The following is a 17816-nucleotide window of genomic DNA, read 5'->3' as shown; positions in this document are numbered from 1 at the left end:
TTTGTCTTTGAATGGTTATTAGGCTTTGATTTCCGCAATAACTTCAATTTCAACCTTCACATCACGTGGCAGGCGTGCTACTTCAACAGCAGATCGAGCTGGAAACTCTGTAGTAAAGACTGTTTTATAGACCTCATTAAAAGGTACAAAGTCATTCATATCACTTAAGAAACAAGTGGTTTTCACCACGTGGTCAAAGTCTGTACCAGCCTCTTCCAAAATAGCCCCAATGTTCTTTAAGACTTGCTCTGTTTGTTCTTGGATGGTTTCGCCAATGATTTCGCCTGTTTCAGGTGACAAGGGAACTTGTCCACTTGCAAAGAGAAGATTCCCTACGATTTTCCCTTGAACATAAGGTCCAATTGCTGCGGGTGCTTTATCTGTATGAATTGTTTTTGCCATAGTATTCTCCAAGTCTATTTACTTCTGCTGGTTTTCTTTTGCTAATTTTTCCCTTTGTAAACGCAATTTGCGCTTAGGATTTAGCGTATTAAAGAGTTCTTCTAGTTTTTCAGCATTCCAAACATCGGCTGCTGAAACAAAATTTCCATTTTCATCTCGAAAAGATATTGGTTTATCTCCCACTGAAAAAGCCTCACTTCTTATTTGGAATCCTTGATCCACTGGGGATCTATCTTAATCTACAAACTCAAATTCAAATTTACCGATCCGGACGATATCGCCATCTTTTGCCCCACGCGCACGAAGGGCTTCATCAACACCCATGCCACGCAATTGACGAGCAAATTTCATGACCGCTTCATCACGATCGAAATTCGTCATATTAAAGAGTTTTTCAAGTTTTTCACCAGACAAGACCCAAGCAGCATCGTCATCCCGACTGATGTCAAAGGCTGGCTGGTCTTCATCAAAGCCATAGTAGACTTCTTCTTGGGCCATTTCGTCTTCTGAATACAAGAGGAATTCTGGCGTTTTGTCTAACAATTCTGCCGTTGCTTCTAACAAGTTGTCCAAACCTTGATGCGCCAAACTAGAGATCGGGAAGATCTGTGGCAATTCATCAAACTCATCGTAATTGGCTGCCAATTTCTTCTTGAATTCTTTCAAGTTTTCTTGGCTCTCTGGCATATCCATCTTATTTGCCACGATAATCTGAGGACGTTCCATCAAACGAAGATTGTAGGTTTCAAGCTCTTTATTAATTTGAACGTAGTCTTCATAAGGGTCGCGTCCTTCACTCGCTGACATATCAATAACATGCAAGATAACACGGGTGCGCTCGATGTGGCGAAGGAACTGGGTTCCTAGTCCGACTCCTTGGCTAGCTCCCTCAATCAATCCAGGAAGGTCAGCGACTGCAAAGGATTCACCTGATGGCGTCCGAACCATTCCCAAATTTGGAACGATGGTAGTGAAATGATAAGCTCCAATCTTTGGTTTGGCTGAAGTGATCACACTGAGAAGGGTTGATTTTCCAACAGAAGGGAAGCCAACCAAACCAACGTCTGCCAAGACCTTGAGTTCTAATTCGAGTTCGCGTTCCTGACCAGGTTCCCCATTCTCAGAAATCTCTGGAGCTGGATTCTTTGGAGTGGCAAAACGAATATTTCCACGTCCGCCACGGCCACCGTGTGCGACAATGTACTCTTGTCCATTTTCAACCAGGTCTGTAATGACCTTGCCATTCTCAGCATCTCGGACTGTCGTTCCTTGAGGGACTCGTACATAGAGATCTTCTGCTCCCCGTCCGTGCATCCCTTTGGTCATTCCTTTTTCCCCATTTTGGGCTTTGAAATGCCGGTTATAACGAAAGTCCATCAGAGTGCGCAAGCCTTCGTCTACTACGAAGATGACGTTGCCTCCACGACCTCCATCACCACCCCAAGGTCCGCCATTAGGGACATATTTTTCACGGCGAAAGGCCACCATGCCATCGCCACCATTTCCAGCCTTGACCTTAATCTTGGCTGTATCTAAAAACATACTCATAAATAGATGATTTCCTTTATTTCTGTGTGCGTCTTAATAAGAAAGAGCACCAATTGCGGTTGCAAAAATTGCACCAACCGTTACAATCAACATAATCACAATAACAACCATCGTGATCATTTCAAATGGTGTTTTTTTACGTTTTCCGTTATCTCCAAAAGCCACTTCTAATACCTCGATTACTATAAATTCATTAGCCCTATTTTACCACGAAATAGGGGATTTTTCAAATCGAGCCTACACAAAAAGACCAGACAGAAGTCTGATCTCTTTTTATCTTTAGGTGTGTTTTTCCATGAACAAACCGTTTAAAAGCTCATAGGCAGGATTAATAGGAATGGCTACGTCTATGAGTACCGACTTTATGAACACACAAAGCTCACACCTAGACTTTATAGTCCAATTTCTGCTTGGACAACTGTAGCAATGGTATCCACATAGTAGTCCACTTCTTCATGGGTTGGTGCTTCTGCCATCACACGAAGGAGGGGTTCCGTTCCACTTGGACGCACAAGGATGCGACCATTTCCTGCCATTTCCGCCTCCATTTTTTCAATGATTTCACGAATGGCAGGCACTTCCATCGCCTTGTCTTTCATGCTATTTTCAACCCGGATATTGACCAGTTTTTGTGGATAAATGGTCACTTCAGCAGCCAATTCAGATAATTTCTTGCCAGTTTCTTGCATGATTTTAGTCAATTGAACTCCTGTTAATTGACCATCACCAGTTGTGTTGTAATCCATGATGACTACGTGACCAGATTGTTCACCACCCAGATTGTAACCAGACTTGCGCATTTCTTCGACCACATAACGGTCTCCGACAGCTGTGATTTCTTTTTGAATTCCCTTCGCATCTAATGCCTTGTGGAAGCCGAGATTGGACATGACGGTTGTGACGATCGTATTTTTTTCGAGCAAGCCCTTGCTTGAAAGATAAGAACCGATGATGTACATGATCTTATCTCCATCTACGATCTCTCCATTTTCATCAACAGCAATCAAGCGATCGCTGTCTCCGTCAAAGGCAAGACCAATCGCTGCACCTACTTCTTTCACTTTCTCCTGCAAATGCTCTGGGTGAGTAGAACCAACCCCATCATTGATGTTCAAACCATCTGGGTTTTCACCGATGACGGTCAATTGAGCTCCCAAATCTGCAAAGATTTGACGAGCACTAGTAGAGGCTGCTCCATTTGCTGTATCTAAGACTACGTGCATGCCCTCGAGTTGAACGCCTGTCGATACAAGGAATTCTTGATACTTACGCAAGCCTTCTGGATATTCCATGACCGTTCCTAAACCTTGGGCACTTGGACGTGGAAGCGTATCTTCAGCCGCATCAAGCAAGTCTTCAATTTCAAGTTCGCGATCATCATCCAATTTGAAGCCATCACCACCAAAGAATTTGATGCCATTGTCCAAGGCTGGATTGTGGCTAGCAGAAATCATAACTCCGGCGCTGGCTTTTTCCGTACGAACTAGGTAAGCAACACCTGGTGTTGCAATCACACCCAACTTGTAGACACGAATTCCAACAGATAAGAGGCCAGCAATTAAGGCATGCTCCAGCATTTCACCAGAAATACGCGTATCACGTCCAACAAATACCAAGGGCGTTTCTTCTTCATGTTGGCTCAACACATAGCCACCGAAACGGCCTAATTTAAAGGCCAATTCTGGCGTTAATTCTACATTTGCTTCTCCACGGACACCGTCCGTTCCAAAATATTTACCCATTCTTAATTACCTTTTTTTACTTTCTAATTACTTGAACTGGAAGAGGTCGACGACGAACTGCTAGAGCTTGACGTAGACGAGCTACTCTTTGTGGTCACTTTAATCCGTGTTTCACTCGGCTTGACCAGACCTGGTAGAACATTTCCTTGGGCATCCACTGCATTTAAGGAAATGGTTCCACTATAATTTCCACTAATGATCTCACTGGATGGAAAGACAGCTTCGACATGATCAATGCGACTTAAGGTTTCTTGATCACTGGTCACTTCTACCTTGGTGGTTTCAAGAGAAATATCCGTTACTGTTATCCCATCCACAATTTGATTGTCCGGGATCGTAGCCCTGACAGCAAATGATTTTTTCGCTTTCTTCCCGATTTTTACTGAAACTTTCTGAGGCTCTACAGTTGCTGTCAAACCGGCTGGAAGATCTTCTATAATCAAAGGTACTTCGACGGTACCTTCCTTGGCCTTACGAAGATCAGCCACCACTCGAAACTTCCGAGTGCCCGGTTGCATCTCACTAGCAAGGGCAACCCGATTTGAACCTTTCAGAAAGACCGTTACCTCTGATGTTAAACCACTGACAAAATATGTCTTGTCATTGTACTTGGCATCAATTGGAATATTGGTCAAGGTATTGGTATAGGTCTCTGAACTCACTTGTCTTGCGCTACTATTATTTTGAAAATTAAAGGAAGACGCATTGATAAATAAGATAAAGGACAATAAGACGGAGGCGAAAACATAAAGAAATTCTTTTTTCGATCTCATTTTGTCACCCTCCCAAATAGACGCTCTTTCCAACTACTCGTTTTATTCTCTTCAGGAACCAAGAAGGCTCTCAATTCCGTCTCAAACTCTTCTAAAGTTAAATCATGACGGAAGGTTCCGTTGTAGGTCACAGAGATGCCACCCGTTTCTTCTGATACCACAAATGTAAAAGCATCAGAGACTTCAGACAAGCCAATGGCTGCACGGTGACGCGTTCCAAACTCTTTTGAAATCTCAGTGTTTTCAGTCAAGGGTAGATAAGCACAAGAAACAGCGATTTTGTCATTGCGGACAATGACGGCTCCATCATGCAAGGGCGTATTAGGAATGAAGATATTAATCAGCAATTCTCCTGAAATATCTGCATCTAGAGGAATCCCTGTGGAAATATATTCCTGAAGGGTTCTAGCTCCTTGAATAGCTACCAAGGCACCAATCTTACGTGGGCTCATATAAGCCACTGCCTTAACATAGGCCTGCACCATCTTCTCTTCCTGACTGACTTCACTCGTCGTAAAGAATTCTGTCGCCCGACCCAGACGCTCTAAACCAATCCGAATCTCAGGGGAGAAAATCACAACCAGGGCGATAACCCCATAAGTAATCACTTGATTGATCAGCCATGAAATAGTCGTGAGCCCTAAGAAATTGGCTAAAAACTGCACCAAGAAAAAGATAATAACTCCACGAACCAAAATCATGATCTTGGTCCCGACGATGGCCTTGATCAAAAAATACAACAACCAAGCCACCAGGGCAATATCAATGATATTGATAATAATACTCCACCAATTCGGGAACAAACTGGTCCAAAATTGTGGATTTGTAAACTGTTGAATATTCATATTCTCATACCTACCACTTCTCTAAAAGACATCACCTTATTATAACATGTTTCAACAGATTTTTCTGTAACCTTCTGATGCTTTTTATGATAAAATATGATTTATGAAGATAAATACAACCTTGGGCCTTCTGGCAGGAAAGCTTTCCGGCTCTATTCTAGAAAAAATGGGGCGGGGATCAACCCTACCAGGTAAAGTAGCCCTCAAATTTGATAAAGATATTCTCAGTCAACTGGCCAAAAACTATGAGATTGTTGTGATTACAGGGACAAACGGAAAAACCCTGACCACTGCACTAACCGTAGGTATTCTCCAAGAAGCTTTTGGACCGATTTTAACCAATCCAAGTGGGGCCAATATGATCTCTGGAATTACAACGACCTTCTTACGGGCTAAGCATTCGAAATCAAATCGACCGATCGCGGTACTTGAAATTGACGAGGCCAGCCTCTCTCGGATTTGTGATTATATTAAGCCCAGACTTTTTGTGGTCACCAATATTTTCCGAGATCAGATGGACCGCTATGGAGAGATCTATACGACCTACCAAATGATTTTGGATGCCATTCACAAGGTCCCAACTGCGACGGTTCTGTTAAATGGAGATAGTCCGCTCTTTAATAGTCAGACCTTATCCAATCCGATCCAATATTATGGATTTGATACAGAAAAATCAGAGCCTCAACTAGCCCATTACAATACAGAAGGAATCCTGTGCCCGCATTGCCACAACATCCTCAAGTACAAGCTCAATACCTATGCTAACCTGGGAGATTATATCTGTGAGCACTGTGGTTTCCACCGGCCACCACTGACCTATGCCGTATCAGACCTCCTCTCTTTAACCCATCGATCTTCCAACTTCCGGATCCAAGGGCAAGATTACCACATCAATATCGGTGGTCTATACAACATCTACAATGCCTTAGCAGCTGTCTCTGTTGCTGGATTCTTTGGAGTACAACCTGAAGTGATTAAGCAAGGATTTGATCGCAGTCGCGCTGTCTTTGGTCGCCAGGAAACCTTTAAGATTGGGGATAAGGAATGTACCTTGGTCCTGATTAAAAATCCGGTTGGTGCGACCCAAGCCATTGAAATGATCAAACTAGCCCCTTATCCCTTTAGCTTGTCGGTTCTCCTCAATGCGAATTATGCAGACGGAATCGATACAAGCTGGATTTGGGATGCAGACTTTGAGCAAATCACCCAGATGGACATTCCAGAGATCAATGCTGGCGGAGTGCGCCACTCTGAGATTGCTCGGCGGCTTCGGGTCACTGGCTATCCTGCTGAAAAGATCACAGAAATGGCTGAATTAAAAGAGGTTTTCCACCGCATCAAGCAACAGGAAACCCCTCACGCTTACATTTTAGCTACCTATACAGCCATGCTAGAATTCCGTGAACTCTTGGCCCAAGAACACCTGATTGAAAAGGAGATGCACTAATGACTTATACTTCCCTAGAATCTTCTGATCAGGCACAGTATCCCTACAGCCTGCGCATTGCCCATCTCTATGGCAACTTAATGAATACTTATGGGGACAATGGGAATATCCTCATGCTCAAGTACGTTGCGGAAAAGCTTGGAGCTCATGTCACTGTTGATATCGTCTCTCTCAAAGATCGGTTCGACCCTGATGCCTACGATATCGCCTTTTTCGGCGGCGGGCAAGACTACGAACAGACCATTGTATCCGAGGATCTACCAGATAAAAAAGAAGACCTCGAACGCTTCATTCATGACAATGGCGTGGTCCTGGCTATCTGTGGTGGCTTTCAGCTTCTAGGCCAATACTACATTGAAGCTTCTGGCAAACGCATTGAGGGACTTGGTATCATGGGCCACTATACGCTCAACCAAGTCAACAACCGCTATATCGGTGATATCAAAATCCATAACGAAGAATTTAACGAAACCTATTATGGTTTTGAGAACCACCAAGGTCGGACCTTCTTGGCGGAGGATGAAAAACCGCTGGGTAAGGTCGTCTATGGAAATGGGAACAACAAAGAAGATGGATGCGAAGGGGTTCATTATAAGAACGTCTTTGGCAGCTACTTCCACGGTCCTATCTTATCTCGAAATGCCAATTTGGCCTACCGCCTAGTGAGCACTGCCCTAAAAAATAAATATGGCAAGGACCTTTCCCTACCGTCTTATGAAGAGATTCTAAGCCTAGAGCAGCCGGAAGAGTACGCTGATGTGAAAAGCAAGGCTGAATAAAGCCACCATTTATGAGGAGATACAAATGACGAAAAAGAAAGTTCAATATGTAGCACTTTTGATATCCATTTTATTGATTGCGATCATTTCACTAGCCAATATGCAGACTGTGACGGTAAATTTTCTACTGGTCCAATTCAAACTGCCATTAATTATTTTGATCTTAATCTGTGTCTTGTTGGGTTCCTTGGTCACCTTCTTGGTCAGCCTCCCAAAAGACTTTTCACTAAAAAATGAACTCAAGTCAGCCAAAAAGCAGTTAGGACAAAAAATGGCAAAAGAAGAAATAAAAGACTAAAAAAGCACCGATTGGTGCTTTTTTCATGCTGATGTACCTTCTTTTGCTTGCAATTTCTTGGCGACTACTTGAGCTAGGAGTGAAAAGAGAATGACACCAGCTCCTATCAGGAGAAAAGATTCTACACGGACGCTTGGTAACCAGGTCATCAAGCCTTTAGCTACGGGCATAAAGAGAATGGCTAAGGTAAAAATGGTACTTAAGACCCGTCCCAGATAGTCTCCTTCTACCTTGGTTTGAACCTGGGTAAAAAAGTGAATGTTAAAAATTGTCATAAAGAGTTCACAGACCAAATTTCCAGAAAAAGAAAGAAGAGGCGGAAGGGGCAAGCCCATCATGAAGACTCCTACTCCTGTTAAAATCAATAAGAAGAGAAGCATCTTCATGCTTGATTTAAATTTATTGGCGATCAAGGCTCCGATGATGGAGCCAATAGCTCCTAGCGTTAAAATAGTCGCATAAGCTCCTTTAACCCCGTAAAGGCGATTGGAAAAGGGGAGTAAAAACTCAAAAGCTACAAAAAAGAAATTGACGCTGGAAGCCACAAACAAGAGAAAGAAAATCTCTTTCTGATGCCAGATATAGTCTAGTCCATCTTTCATATCCGAAAAAATATCTTTTCCCGTAAACCGTTTCTTTTCCTGAACCTTGGCTTCTTCTTTCGGAAGGAATGCCACCAGAATAAAGGCGATGAAAAAAGTTAGCGCATCCAGTAAGAGGGTCGCATGGAGACTGGCAAATTGTAAAACAAGGAAAGAGAACACAGGAGAGCTGACACCAACAACCTGTAAGACCAACTCCAAGTGGGCATTATAGGTCACAATCTCGTCCTTCTCTACAACTTCTGTGATAATGGCTTTATTAGCCGTACGAGAAAATGCAAAGGCAATGGCCTGGACAATATTGGCAAAAATCAGGGCTGCAATCATCAAGCTATCATTTGTGATAAAGGAAATGCCCAAACAAAGGAGACCACAAACCAAGTCGGTTGTCATCAAAATCTTGCGACGGGAAAAACGGTCTGAGATCACGCCACCAAATGGATTGACTAGAATGGAGGTGACAAGTTCAGAAATCTGATAAATCCCTAATACCGTTTTTCCCACCGTCCCCATCGAGGCCAGCCAAACACTGTTCCCATAGTCATAGAGCATATTTCCCATTCGATTGATCGCTCCACGAGCAATCAACTGGATAGCATGTCGATTCATAAAAAACCTCCTTCATTTTCTGAAACTATTGTATCAGTTCATGAAAGAGGTTTTCATTTTGTCCCCTATTTGGGAAAAATAACGGTTTACAAATTTATCAAAGGATCCCTACTGTTCTTTTGATTGAAGCTGCTTAGCTACTAGCTGAGCCAAGAGTGAAAAGAGAATAACTCCAGCTCCAATAAAAAGAAATGATTCCATGCGGACGCTTGGCAACCAAGTCATCAAACCCTTGGCGATGGGCATAAAGAGAACAGCCAAAGTATAAATTGTGCTCAAGACTCTCCCCAGATAATCATCTTCCACCTTGGTTTGTACTTGGGTAAAAACGTGGATGTCGAAAATGGTCACAAAAAATTCACAGACCAGATTTCCTGAAAATGAAAGATAAGGCGGAAGGGGCAAGCCCATTATGAACACTCCGACCCCTGCCATGATCAGTAAAAACAGGAGAATTTTCATACTTGATTTCATTTTATTGGCAACAAGCGCTCCTAGAATAGATCCAATAGCTCCCAGCGTTAAAATAGTCGCATAAGCTCCTTTAACCCCGTATAGACGATTCGAGAAGGGAAGTAAAAACTCAAAAGCTGCAAAAAAGAAATTGACGCTAGAAGCCACCAACAAGAGAAAGAAAATCTCTTTCTGATGCCAGATATAGTCTAACCCATCCTTGATATCAGAAAAAATATCTTTCCCGGTAAACTGTTTCCTCTCTTGAACCTTAGCTTCTTCTTTCGGAAGGAAAGCCACTAGGACAAAAGCAATGAAAAAGGTCAGTGCATCTAATAAGAGGGTCATATGAAGACTGGCAAATTGTAGAACTAGGAAAGAAAAAACAGGTGAACAGACACTAACAACCTGTAAGACTAACTCCAAGTGAGCGTTATAGGTCACAATCTCGTCTTTCTCTACTACCTCGGTAATAATGGCTTTATTGGCAGGTCGAGAAAAACCAAAGGCAATGGCCTGAACAATATTGGCAAAAATAAGAGCCGCAATCATCAAGCTATCATTTGTGATAAAAGAAATCGCCAAACAAAGGAGTCCACAAACCAGGTCGGTCGTCATCAAAATCTTGCGACGAGAAAAACGGTCTGAAATCACTCCTCCAAAAGGATTCACGAGAATCCCTGTCACTAATTCAGAAATTTGATAGATCCCTAATACCGTCTTTCCTATAGTCCCCATCGAAGCCAGCCAGACACTATTTCCATAGTCATAGAGCATATTTCCAATTTTGTTAATAGCTCCACGACTAATTAATTGGACCGCATGTCGGTTCATAAAATCTCCTTTATCACTGTCCTATTTATAACATTCATTTTTTACAAATTTATCAAAGTGTTCTTGATAATAGGCCACCTGCTCCGGCAGTCCTAGCACGTCAAAAATATGCATGGCTTCCTGCATTTGCTGCCACCCTTTTTCTGTTTGCCCCTTCTGATAGAGGGCAAATCCCTTGAGATAATGAAAGATATTGCGTTCGTAGAGCTTGATGCTCTTCCCGATAATCTTTTCTACATAGGCTTCAAAATAGCTGGCATTTTCAAAAGAACGGTGTTCTAAACAATGCTGGTAACAATTCAGGGCTAGAATTAAGACCAGTTTTCGATGGCGACCAATTTCTTTGTAGAAATCCTCGCGCTCCATCACTTCTCTCCCAAGCCGTGTAACATAGTCCACCTCATAAAAGCTGTAGAGATTGCCAAAGAGGATCAACTCATACATGGTCCACTCTTCCGTTTGAAAGAGATAATCTGCCACCTTGTCCAGATCAGGCTGCTTCATCGAGAAGTTTGCATCTCTCTGGCAAATGAGGCCTTGTAGCAGGATCCAGTTCAGCTCAAAATAGAGGGGATTGGTCGAACTCTTAGCTTTTTCAAGTTCCTCCTCTTGAAGTTTTTGAAAACCTGCAATATCATTGGCGTAATAAAGAGGAACCAACTGAGCCATTAAGGCGACATGCTCATGGTGTTGAAAATTTCTGGCCTTATCCATAAAATTCTCAATCGTCACATGGATATTGTCCAAAATGTCAAAGAAGCGTGAAGCAGCCAGATCCGACTCTCCCAATTCAAAACGGGATAATTGGGAGGTCGAGCAAGCTTCTCCTGCAGCTTCTTTCAATGAAAAATTTTTACTAATTCGAAATTCACGAAAAACTTTTCCAAGATCTTCCATTTGATTACCACTTAAATTCCTTTAAGTGCCTTTCTAACTCTTGCAAGTACCCTTCGTAGAATCCTTGATCTTCTTTCACGGAAACATCTAATTGTCTTAGGTAGGAAATCAGCCAATCAACCAATAGATCATACTGATGAAGAGGTAGGCGTTTCATCTGCTCTTCAACAAAAGAAATGGCCTCTGCAAAGCGCTGCTCTTCTAGAACTTGCTGAAGATAGTGAGCCCCGTTGATGAGTCTTCCTTCCTCATCCTCATACTGCCCCAAATCTAAATTCTGAATCTGTAGGCGCAAAGTTGTACCAATCATGTCGGCTACACCTTTAACCTGCTTCATAAACCAATCATTTTCAGTCGCCATAATGTTCTCCTTATACAAATTAGAAAACTATACTTACTGCGCTAGTTCTTCCCATTCTAGCATGGCTTCTTCTTGGGCGACAGTCAGCTGGTCGATTTGCTACTGGCTCTCCATGAGTTCGCCGGGTTCATTGATGGCCTGCAGCTTCTTTTAACGAATAATTCTTACTGATTCGAAATTCGCGAAAAACTTTTCCAAGATCTTCCATCTATTCCACCTGCTCTGACAGTTCTGCCCACTCTTCCATGACTGCTTCCTGCTGGACAGTCAGTTGATCCAGCTCGCTCTGGAGTTGGACCAAGTCAGCTGCATCGTTGGTGCTATGCATGGTTTCGGTGATGTCTTGGATTTTTTGATCCAGCTCTTCCATCTCTGCTTCCAATTGCTCAATACGACGAGTGATTTTCCGGAGTTCCTTCTGGTTTTGCTTTTGCAGGTGATAGTCATTGCTGGTGACTTCTTCGGTCGAAGAGACAGACACGGCTTCTGCTTTCGCTGCAGCAAGAGCCTCTAACTCAGCTTTTTTCTCCAGATAATAATCGTAGTCTCCTAGATAAAGAGTTGAGCCCTCTTCTGAGAGTTCCAAAACTTGTGTAGCAACCCGATTGATAAAGTAACGGTCGTGGCTGACAAAGAGCAAGGTGCCGTCAAAATCAATTAAGGCATTCTCCAGCACTTCCTTGCTATCGATATCCAAGTGGTTGGTCGGCTCGTCGAGAATCAAGAAATTGTTATTTTCCATAGACAGCTTGGCTAGAAGCAAGCGGGCCCGCTCTCCACCTGACAGCATGCCGACGGTTTTCTTAACATCATCCCCAGAGAAAAGAAAGGCTCCCAGGCGATTGCGAATTTCCACTTCTGGCGTCAGTTTAAAGTCATTCCAGAGCTCATCCAAGACACTGTTGTGAGGCGTTAGTTTACTTTGGGTCTGGTCATAGTAGCCCACCTCGACATTGGCCCCAAAACGGGCTTCCCCCTTGATAAAAGGAATCTGTCCGACAATAGACTTGATTAAGGTCGATTTCCCGATCCCATTTGGTCCCACAATAGCGACTGCATTCATCTTGCGGATATCCAAATTAATAGGCTCTGAGAGGATTTGATCGTCATAGCCGACGGCTGCCTCTTCTACTGTCAGGACGACATTTCCAGATGTCTTATCGGAATGGAAGGTCATATGGGCAGACTTGGTCCCAGCTTCAGGCTTATCTAAGCGCTCCATTTTTTCCAACTGCTTGCGTCGAGACTGGGCTCGCTTGGTAGTCGACGCCCTCACCAAATTGCGATTAACAAAATCTTCCAGCGCCGCGATTTCTTTTTGTTGCTTCTCGTAGTTCTTGGCTTCGGTCAGCAATTTTTGTTCTTTTTGCTCGACAAAGCTGGAGTAATTGCCGACATAGCGGTCCAAGGAATGCTTGGTCAAGTCCAGTGTAATGGTGGCGACCTTGTCTAGGAAATACCGGTCGTGGCTGACAATGAGAAGAGCTCCGCTATAATTAACCAAGTAATTTTCCAACCAGGCGATGGTCTCAATATCCAAGTGGTTGGTTGGCTCATCCAACACCAAGAGATTTGGCTTTTCCAAGAGCATCTTGGCCAGAGCGAGACGGGTATTTTGCCCACCAGACAGCTCTTCAATCTTCATCTGCCACATGGACTCATCGAACTTGAAGCCGTTAAGAATAGCGCGGATATCTGCCTCATAGGTAAAGCCACCAGCTTGACGGAATTCTTCCGATAAACGGTCATAATCCTGCATGAGCTTTTCTAAGTCAGCCCCAGTTTTTTCCCCCATCTCAAGCTCCATCTGCCGCAAAGTTTTCTCCGTTTTACGGAGGTCGTCAAAGACATGAAGCATCTCATCGTAGATGGTATTGGACGACTCAAAGCGGCTATCCTGGGCCAGATAGGAGAGAGAAAGATCCCGCTTTTTATTGATTTCCCCAGAAGTCGGCTCTTCTTCTCCCACCAAGATTTTTAAGAGGGTAGACTTACCGGCTCCGTTCTTTCCAACCAAGGCAATCCGGTCCCGTTCATCCACCTGCAGGCTGATATTATCAAAAAGAACCTCCCCTGCAAAAGAGCGTTCAATTTTGTTGGCTTGTAAAATAATCATGTCCCTATTTTACTATCTTTTTTCAGATTAAACAAGGAAAGACGAGCCATCAAAAAAATCCTGAGCCCCTTGAGGCTCAGAACTTTTAGAAAGTATTTTAAAACTTATTCTTCCTTGTATAATTGTCGGACTGCTTCCACATCTGTATCCTGAATACTGTAGAAAGAGCCGGCCGGTTGCATGACCGATTCTCCATCCGTGTGGTCCAGCCCTATCGCATGGCCTAACTCATGCTCAGCTGTATTGACAATCCGATCATAACTATAGTTATAGACATAATTTAAAAGATAATGGCGATTGAGACGCACTGTGATGTGGGTGAAGCGGTTGGTTAAGAGGTTGGTCTGAGAGGCAGTCTCTCCTGCTGCAGAAACCGATGCGTTATCCATTTCCGTCAAGACCACATTAGCCTCTTTTTCATTTGTAACCAACTTGAAGGTAAAGGCGCCTGTTTGGTTCCAAGCCTCAATAGCATCCCGATAAGCTTTTACAAAAGTTTGACTGATATTGGGATCCAGGTAGACTGTGGCCTCCGCTTTTTCCCAGCGAGCCCCACTATGCTCATGATTGTCCGTCTGCGTGGTCTGTGAACTAGGTGTCATCCCAAAGCGCGATGCAAAGCCCTGATCACCAAACAAATTGCCGACTTGATAAACAACCTTTTGGGCAGCTCGCCCAACTCCATCCATACCAGAACTAGGAGAATCTGTAAAATAGATGATCCCCACTAGGACGAGAAAACTGATCGCAATGGTCCAGAAAAATCCCCAAAAGAGACTCCATGCTATACGAAGGATTCCTCTGAAAAATCGAAAAATGGTTCTCATACATTCTCCTTTCTCTTAAAGAAGGTATGCTATTGTAACACCCCATTCTTAAAAATAACTTAAATAGCCATGCTTTCTAGCTTATTGATGGACGGTTACTTTGCCTGTCTGATAATCCAGGCTAATCCCACTTTGAACATTGGGAATAAAGACATTGAACTCAAGGGTTCCATCACTCGATTTAGCTTCGATCTGAGAACCTAAAGGAATCAAATCTTCTGGCTGGTTGTAGATCAAGGTGACCCGATAGCGAACCCGCTTGTTCTTATCCAGTGCTTTTCGAACCAGGGTCTCATAGTAGTTTTGACCAGTGGAATGAGGATCATTGGCTTGATTGGACCAAGCCGTTTGTACGGCGATATTTTGGGGATTGCTTGTCGAAGCATCGAAACCTTTGAGATTGCCGATCAAGGCGTAGCCCAATAGATGGCCTCGATCCACTGCATGGTCATACTCGCCTGACAGATTGTGGACCTGATGCCAACCTGCAGGTTTCCATTCGGTTAGGCCACTTCCTGTTGCATTGCGATCTCTATACTGGCGAGTCGCCTTGGTCATAATGGCGTTCGCAACCGTCGGCACGGTCTTTCCATTCACTTCTTTTGTCTTGTTATCCGCATAGGGTTGACTAGCCACACTGGCATCCAGATCTGTTCGATTCCCCTTAACTACAAAGGCTCCAGCTCCGTTCCATTCCAAGTCATTCCCCAATTGTGAATGGGCAGATTTCGTTAGTACAGAGCTAGCTAACTCTTTACTGGGTGTTTCTTGTTGGCTACTAGTCACCACGGAAACAACCTGATCCGTCGCTTCTTTTACCGACGGTTGATTAAAATAATAACCACCAATTGCTAAGGCTGTTGCAACCACGAAGCCTGCTAGGGTTTGTTTGGTTCGTTTGCTTACTATTTGTTTTGTCATTCCTCTCTCCAAAAAAGAGCAGCTCTAGATGGGTCATTGACCCGATCGCTGCTCTCCTTTTTACTCAATTTTATTTAAATCTTATTTGCCTGTTAGCTTTCCAATGATCTCTGACCAAGTATCCGGAGAGAGAATGGACCATGGATTTTTTCCATCTCCAATCACTCCATAGCCAATGACCAAACCAACTGCAAAAATGATGATTCCAATCACAGCCAACAGGAGGACAATTCCTAGCTGTTTTCCAACATAGCGAAGATTAGTTTTCATCGTCTGCTTCCTCTACACGTTTCACGTCTGCACCTAGTGCCACCAATTTCTCATGGAATTGATAATAACCACGGTCTAAGTGGCTTAATTTGCTGACTTTTGTCTCTCCTTCAGCCACCAAGCCCATCAAGACTAAGGTTGCGCTCGCTCGTAAATCAGTCGACATGACCTCTGCCCCTTGGAGACTTTCTCCTCCTACGATTCGAGCTGTATCCCGCATAATGTCTGAATGAACCCCCATCCGACGCATTTCTTCTAAATGCTGGAAACGATTCTCAAATACTGTTTCAATCATGGTGGACTCACCCTTAGCCATAGCCATCAAAGCCGTAAATTGAGCCTGCATGTCCGTTGGGAATCCTGGGTACGGAAGGGTTTTAACGGTCACTGGACGAAGCTTACTAATATCCGATTGAATCCGAATTCCATTTTCTTCTTCGGTTACCGTCACACCCATCTCCTGCATCTTAGACAGAAGCGGACGGTTGTGTTCCCAAATGGCATCTTCGATCAAGACATCTCCACCCGTCATGGCTGCCCCAATCATAAAAGTTCCTGCTTCAATACGGTCTTGCACAACATTGTGGTCTGCCCCGTGCAAGCTCTCCACACCAACGATGGTCAAGGTCTCAGTTCCTGCTCCCTTGACATTAGCTCCCATTTTATTCAGCAAGAGAGCTAGGTCAACAATTTCAGGTTCTCGCGCAGCATTTTCAATCACAGTGACCCCATCTGCCAAGGTTGCGGCCATCATAATATTTTGAGTCGCACCTACTGATGGGAAGTCCATATAGATATGTGCTCCCTTGAGACGATCTGCTTTCGCTTCAATATAACCAGCTGTTTGGGTAATTACAGCCCCCATGGCTTCCAGACCTTTCAGGTGGAGGTCAATCGGACGACTGCCGATCGTACAGCCTCCAGGCATGGAAACCTTAGCATGACCATTACGTGCCAAGACAGGACCCAAGACAACGATAGAAGCCCGCATCTTGCTCACATATTTATAAGGAGCTTCCTCAGACAATTTCTCTTGTGCATCTACGACAACTGTATTTTCTTCTTCATTGAAGGTTACTTGTGCATTCAAACCACGAACAACATTGTTCATTGTATAGACATCTGATAAAACAGGTACATTTTTCAAGGTTGTTACCCCTTCACTTGCCAAAACTGTTGCAGCAAGAAGAGGAAGAACAGCATTTTTTGCTCCTTCGATTTTGACAGTTCCAACCAGACGATTATTACCACCATTAATGATTATTTTTTCCATACGAGATCGATCTCCAATTTCTTAAAGTCACGACTTCTATCATACCATATTTTTTATAAAATGTGGTTAGAAATTTCCAATAAATAGCTGCCGACTCATCTCATATACACTGATAAAAAACGAGCTAGCTAGAAACCCTATTCCAACGCTGATCATTAAGATCAAAAAACGGATTTTAACCGCATTTTCAGCACTTACTTTTAAAAACTTTTCCCATTGAACTAGGTTCAACAATAGGTAATAGGCAAAAAAGATAAACAATAGATGGCTAGAAAGATTAAAAATCATTTGAATCATATAGCTATTATACCATATTTGGTCCTTACTTTCTTCTTTTGATTCTCTCCCAACAAAAATAAGGTGAGGACAAAACCTCCACCTTATTTTTAATATGTTATAAACGATTTCCGACATTAATCCGGTTAATGGCGCGTTGAAGAGCAATTTTAGCACGACGTTCCATATCAACCGAATGCTGATCTTTGGCTTCTTCAATCGCTTTTTCAGCTCGCAGTTTGGCACGTTCTGCACGACTAATGTCGATATCTCGAGCACGTTCGGCAGAATCGGCAACAATGGTAATGACATTATCAGCTACTTCGATAATCCCCCCATTGACTGCAATCCAATCAATATGTTTGTCATCGTCGACACGACGAACCTTTACTTGGTCTACAGCCAAAACCGCAATGGTATTGATATGATGAGGTAAAATCCCTAATTCACCATCAATTGTCTTGACAGATACAAATGCGGCATGATGATCATAAACCAGTCCATCCGGTGTAACGATTTGGACGTTCATTTGACTCATCTTTC

Annotated in this window: 21 protein-coding genes; 3 read left to right on the top strand and 18 right to left on the bottom strand. The window is 43.3% G+C overall.

The genetic code is table 11. The annotated features are described in order from the left end of the window. Window positions 1–18: 18 nt before the first annotated feature. The 7 genes from PCY07_RS03780 to cdaA all read right to left on the bottom strand — a co-directional run bounded on the left by PCY07_RS03780 (window position 19) and on the right by cdaA (window position 5310). Window positions 19–402 carry a RidA family protein gene (locus tag PCY07_RS03780; RefSeq protein WP_003006514.1) on the bottom strand — a complete coding sequence of 128 codons (384 nt, stop codon included), beginning with the start codon at window positions 400–402 and terminating at the stop codon, window positions 19–21. 18 nt (window positions 403–420) lie between these two features. Next, window positions 421–585, bottom strand: coding sequence for a hypothetical protein (locus PCY07_RS03775; RefSeq protein WP_003006512.1), 165 nt, complete (start codon window positions 583–585; stop codon window positions 421–423). Between the two features lie 51 nt (window positions 586–636). Continuing rightward, entirely contained in the window at window positions 637–1950 is a 1314-nt protein-coding gene (gene obgE, locus PCY07_RS03770) for a GTPase ObgE (protein WP_003017864.1), read from the bottom strand. A 33-nt stretch (window positions 1951–1983) separates the two neighbouring features. Beyond that, entirely contained in the window at window positions 1984–2115 is a 132-nt protein-coding gene (locus tag PCY07_RS03765; RefSeq protein WP_003011566.1) for a DUF4044 domain-containing protein, read from the bottom strand. 227 nt (window positions 2116–2342) lie between these two features. After that, the gene (glmM, locus tag PCY07_RS03760; RefSeq protein ID WP_301355324.1) at window positions 2343–3692 is read right to left on the bottom strand and encodes a phosphoglucosamine mutase; all 1350 of its coding nucleotides are present in this window, start codon (window positions 3690–3692) and stop codon (window positions 2343–2345) included. Window positions 3693–3715: 23 nt separating this feature from the next. Then, entirely contained in the window at window positions 3716–4465 is a 750-nt protein-coding gene (locus PCY07_RS03755) for a CdaR family protein (RefSeq protein WP_195412096.1), read from the bottom strand. After that, window positions 4462–5310: a diadenylate cyclase CdaA gene (cdaA, locus tag PCY07_RS03750; protein WP_049499304.1), complete on the bottom strand. Its 849-nt coding sequence runs from the start codon at window positions 5308–5310 to the stop codon at window positions 4462–4464. Before cdaA ends, PCY07_RS03755 begins: the two co-directional genes overlap by 4 nt. Window positions 5311–5413: 103 nt before the next feature. Here cdaA and murT point away from each other — a divergent pair, with 103 nt between their 5' ends. The 3 genes from murT to PCY07_RS03735 are packed head-to-tail and all read left to right on the top strand — an operon-like array spanning window position 5414 to window position 7834. Next, the gene (murT, locus tag PCY07_RS03745; protein ID WP_014713101.1) at window positions 5414–6757 is read left to right on the top strand and encodes a lipid II isoglutaminyl synthase subunit MurT; all 1344 of its coding nucleotides are present in this window, start codon (window positions 5414–5416) and stop codon (window positions 6755–6757) included. Continuing rightward, window positions 6757–7536 carry a lipid II isoglutaminyl synthase subunit GatD gene (gene gatD / locus PCY07_RS03740; RefSeq protein WP_014713100.1) on the top strand — a complete coding sequence of 260 codons (780 nt, stop codon included), beginning with the start codon at window positions 6757–6759 and terminating at the stop codon, window positions 7534–7536. The genes murT and gatD overlap by 1 nt, the downstream gene beginning before the upstream one ends. Window positions 7537–7561: 25 nt before the next feature. Next, on the top strand, window positions 7562–7834 hold the full coding sequence (locus PCY07_RS03735) for a lipopolysaccharide assembly protein LapA domain-containing protein (RefSeq protein WP_014713099.1): 273 nt from the start codon (window positions 7562–7564) through the stop codon (window positions 7832–7834). Between the two features lie 23 nt (window positions 7835–7857). Here the strand turns inward: PCY07_RS03735 and PCY07_RS03730 are convergent, their stop codons facing one another. From PCY07_RS03730 to PCY07_RS03680, 11 genes are all read right to left on the bottom strand, one after another. Continuing rightward, entirely contained in the window at window positions 7858–9045 is a 1188-nt protein-coding gene (locus tag PCY07_RS03730; RefSeq protein ID WP_301355320.1) for an MFS transporter, read from the bottom strand. Window positions 9046–9153: 108 nt separating this feature from the next. After that, window positions 9154–10332, bottom strand: coding sequence for an MFS transporter (locus PCY07_RS03725; RefSeq protein WP_014713097.1), 1179 nt, complete (start codon window positions 10330–10332; stop codon window positions 9154–9156). Between the two features lie 21 nt (window positions 10333–10353). Beyond that, a complete protein-coding gene (locus PCY07_RS03720) occupies window positions 10354–11229 on the bottom strand; it encodes an XRE/MutR family transcriptional regulator (RefSeq protein WP_014713096.1) in 876 nt (291 codons plus the stop codon). Window positions 11230–11233: 4 nt separating this feature from the next. Then, window positions 11234–11590 (bottom strand): hypothetical protein, encoded by a 357-nt coding sequence (locus PCY07_RS03715; RefSeq protein WP_041826267.1) that lies wholly within the window; start codon window positions 11588–11590, stop codon window positions 11234–11236. A 208-nt stretch (window positions 11591–11798) separates the two neighbouring features. Beyond that, window positions 11799–13706, bottom strand: coding sequence for an ABC-F family ATP-binding cassette domain-containing protein (locus tag PCY07_RS03710; RefSeq protein ID WP_014713094.1), 1908 nt, complete (start codon window positions 13704–13706; stop codon window positions 11799–11801). A 104-nt stretch (window positions 13707–13810) separates the two neighbouring features. Then, window positions 13811–14533 carry a M57 family metalloprotease gene (locus PCY07_RS03705; RefSeq protein WP_003017757.1) on the bottom strand — a complete coding sequence of 241 codons (723 nt, stop codon included), beginning with the start codon at window positions 14531–14533 and terminating at the stop codon, window positions 13811–13813. 81 nt (window positions 14534–14614) lie between these two features. Then, entirely contained in the window at window positions 14615–15454 is an 840-nt protein-coding gene (locus PCY07_RS03700) for a DNA/RNA non-specific endonuclease (RefSeq protein WP_301355317.1), read from the bottom strand. Between the two features lie 81 nt (window positions 15455–15535). Then, on the bottom strand, window positions 15536–15724 hold the full coding sequence (locus tag PCY07_RS03695; RefSeq protein WP_003006464.1) for a DNA-directed RNA polymerase subunit beta: 189 nt from the start codon (window positions 15722–15724) through the stop codon (window positions 15536–15538). Continuing rightward, on the bottom strand, window positions 15714–16997 hold the full coding sequence (gene murA, locus PCY07_RS03690; protein ID WP_003017843.1) for a UDP-N-acetylglucosamine 1-carboxyvinyltransferase: 1284 nt from the start codon (window positions 16995–16997) through the stop codon (window positions 15714–15716). The genes PCY07_RS03695 and murA overlap by 11 nt, the downstream gene beginning before the upstream one ends. Before the next feature lie 66 nt (window positions 16998–17063). Further along, entirely contained in the window at window positions 17064–17294 is a 231-nt protein-coding gene (locus tag PCY07_RS03685; RefSeq protein WP_003017716.1) for a DUF1146 family protein, read from the bottom strand. Window positions 17295–17391: 97 nt separating this feature from the next. Further along, on the bottom strand, window positions 17392–17811 hold the full coding sequence (locus PCY07_RS03680) for a F0F1 ATP synthase subunit epsilon (RefSeq protein ID WP_003002471.1): 420 nt from the start codon (window positions 17809–17811) through the stop codon (window positions 17392–17394). Window positions 17812–17816 lie beyond the last annotated feature (5 nt).

The sequence above is a fragment of the Streptococcus sp. SP1 genome (genome assembly GCF_030440005.1).
In the GTDB taxonomy this organism is placed as follows: domain Bacteria; phylum Bacillota; class Bacilli; order Lactobacillales; family Streptococcaceae; genus Streptococcus; species Streptococcus parasanguinis.
This window is presented reverse-complemented; position numbering and strand designations above follow the sequence as displayed.

What these genes read in the sequence shown, in the direction of transcription:
- PCY07_RS03685 (WP_003017716.1), bottom strand. Translation starts at nt 17,294, where the DNA reads ATGATTCAAATGATTTTTAATCTTTCTAGCCATCTATTGTTTATCTTT.
- PCY07_RS03710 (WP_014713094.1), bottom strand. Translation starts at nt 13,706, where the DNA reads ATGATTATTTTACAAGCCAACAAAATTGAACGCTCTTTTGCAGGGGAG.
- murT (WP_014713101.1), top strand. Translation starts at nt 5,414, where the DNA reads ATGAAGATAAATACAACCTTGGGCCTTCTGGCAGGAAAGCTTTCCGGC.
- murA (WP_003017843.1), bottom strand. Translation starts at nt 16,997, where the DNA reads ATGGAAAAAATAATCATTAATGGTGGTAATAATCGTCTGGTTGGAACT.
- cdaA (WP_049499304.1), bottom strand. Translation starts at nt 5,310, where the DNA reads ATGAATATTCAACAGTTTACAAATCCACAATTTTGGACCAGTTTGTTC.
- gatD (WP_014713100.1), top strand. Translation starts at nt 6,757, where the DNA reads ATGACTTATACTTCCCTAGAATCTTCTGATCAGGCACAGTATCCCTAC.
- PCY07_RS03715 (WP_041826267.1), bottom strand. Translation starts at nt 11,590, where the DNA reads ATGGCGACTGAAAATGATTGGTTTATGAAGCAGGTTAAAGGTGTAGCC.
- PCY07_RS03700 (WP_301355317.1), bottom strand. Translation starts at nt 15,454, where the DNA reads ATGACAAAACAAATAGTAAGCAAACGAACCAAACAAACCCTAGCAGGC.
- PCY07_RS03730 (WP_301355320.1), bottom strand. Translation starts at nt 9,045, where the DNA reads ATGAATCGACATGCTATCCAGTTGATTGCTCGTGGAGCGATCAATCGA.
- PCY07_RS03695 (WP_003006464.1), bottom strand. Translation starts at nt 15,724, where the DNA reads ATGAAAACTAATCTTCGCTATGTTGGAAAACAGCTAGGAATTGTCCTC.
- glmM (WP_301355324.1), bottom strand. Translation starts at nt 3,692, where the DNA reads ATGGGTAAATATTTTGGAACGGACGGTGTCCGTGGAGAAGCAAATGTA.
- PCY07_RS03725 (WP_014713097.1), bottom strand. Translation starts at nt 10,332, where the DNA reads ATGAACCGACATGCGGTCCAATTAATTAGTCGTGGAGCTATTAACAAA.
- PCY07_RS03705 (WP_003017757.1), bottom strand. Translation starts at nt 14,533, where the DNA reads ATGAGAACCATTTTTCGATTTTTCAGAGGAATCCTTCGTATAGCATGG.
- PCY07_RS03780 (WP_003006514.1), bottom strand. Translation starts at nt 402, where the DNA reads ATGGCAAAAACAATTCATACAGATAAAGCACCCGCAGCAATTGGACCT.
- obgE (WP_003017864.1), bottom strand. Translation starts at nt 1,950, where the DNA reads ATGAGTATGTTTTTAGATACAGCCAAGATTAAGGTCAAGGCTGGAAAT.
- PCY07_RS03755 (WP_195412096.1), bottom strand. Translation starts at nt 4,465, where the DNA reads ATGAGATCGAAAAAAGAATTTCTTTATGTTTTCGCCTCCGTCTTATTG.
- PCY07_RS03735 (WP_014713099.1), top strand. Translation starts at nt 7,562, where the DNA reads ATGACGAAAAAGAAAGTTCAATATGTAGCACTTTTGATATCCATTTTA.
- PCY07_RS03680 (WP_003002471.1), bottom strand. Translation starts at nt 17,811, where the DNA reads ATGAGTCAAATGAACGTCCAAATCGTTACACCGGATGGACTGGTTTAT.
- PCY07_RS03720 (WP_014713096.1), bottom strand. Translation starts at nt 11,229, where the DNA reads ATGGAAGATCTTGGAAAAGTTTTTCGTGAATTTCGAATTAGTAAAAAT.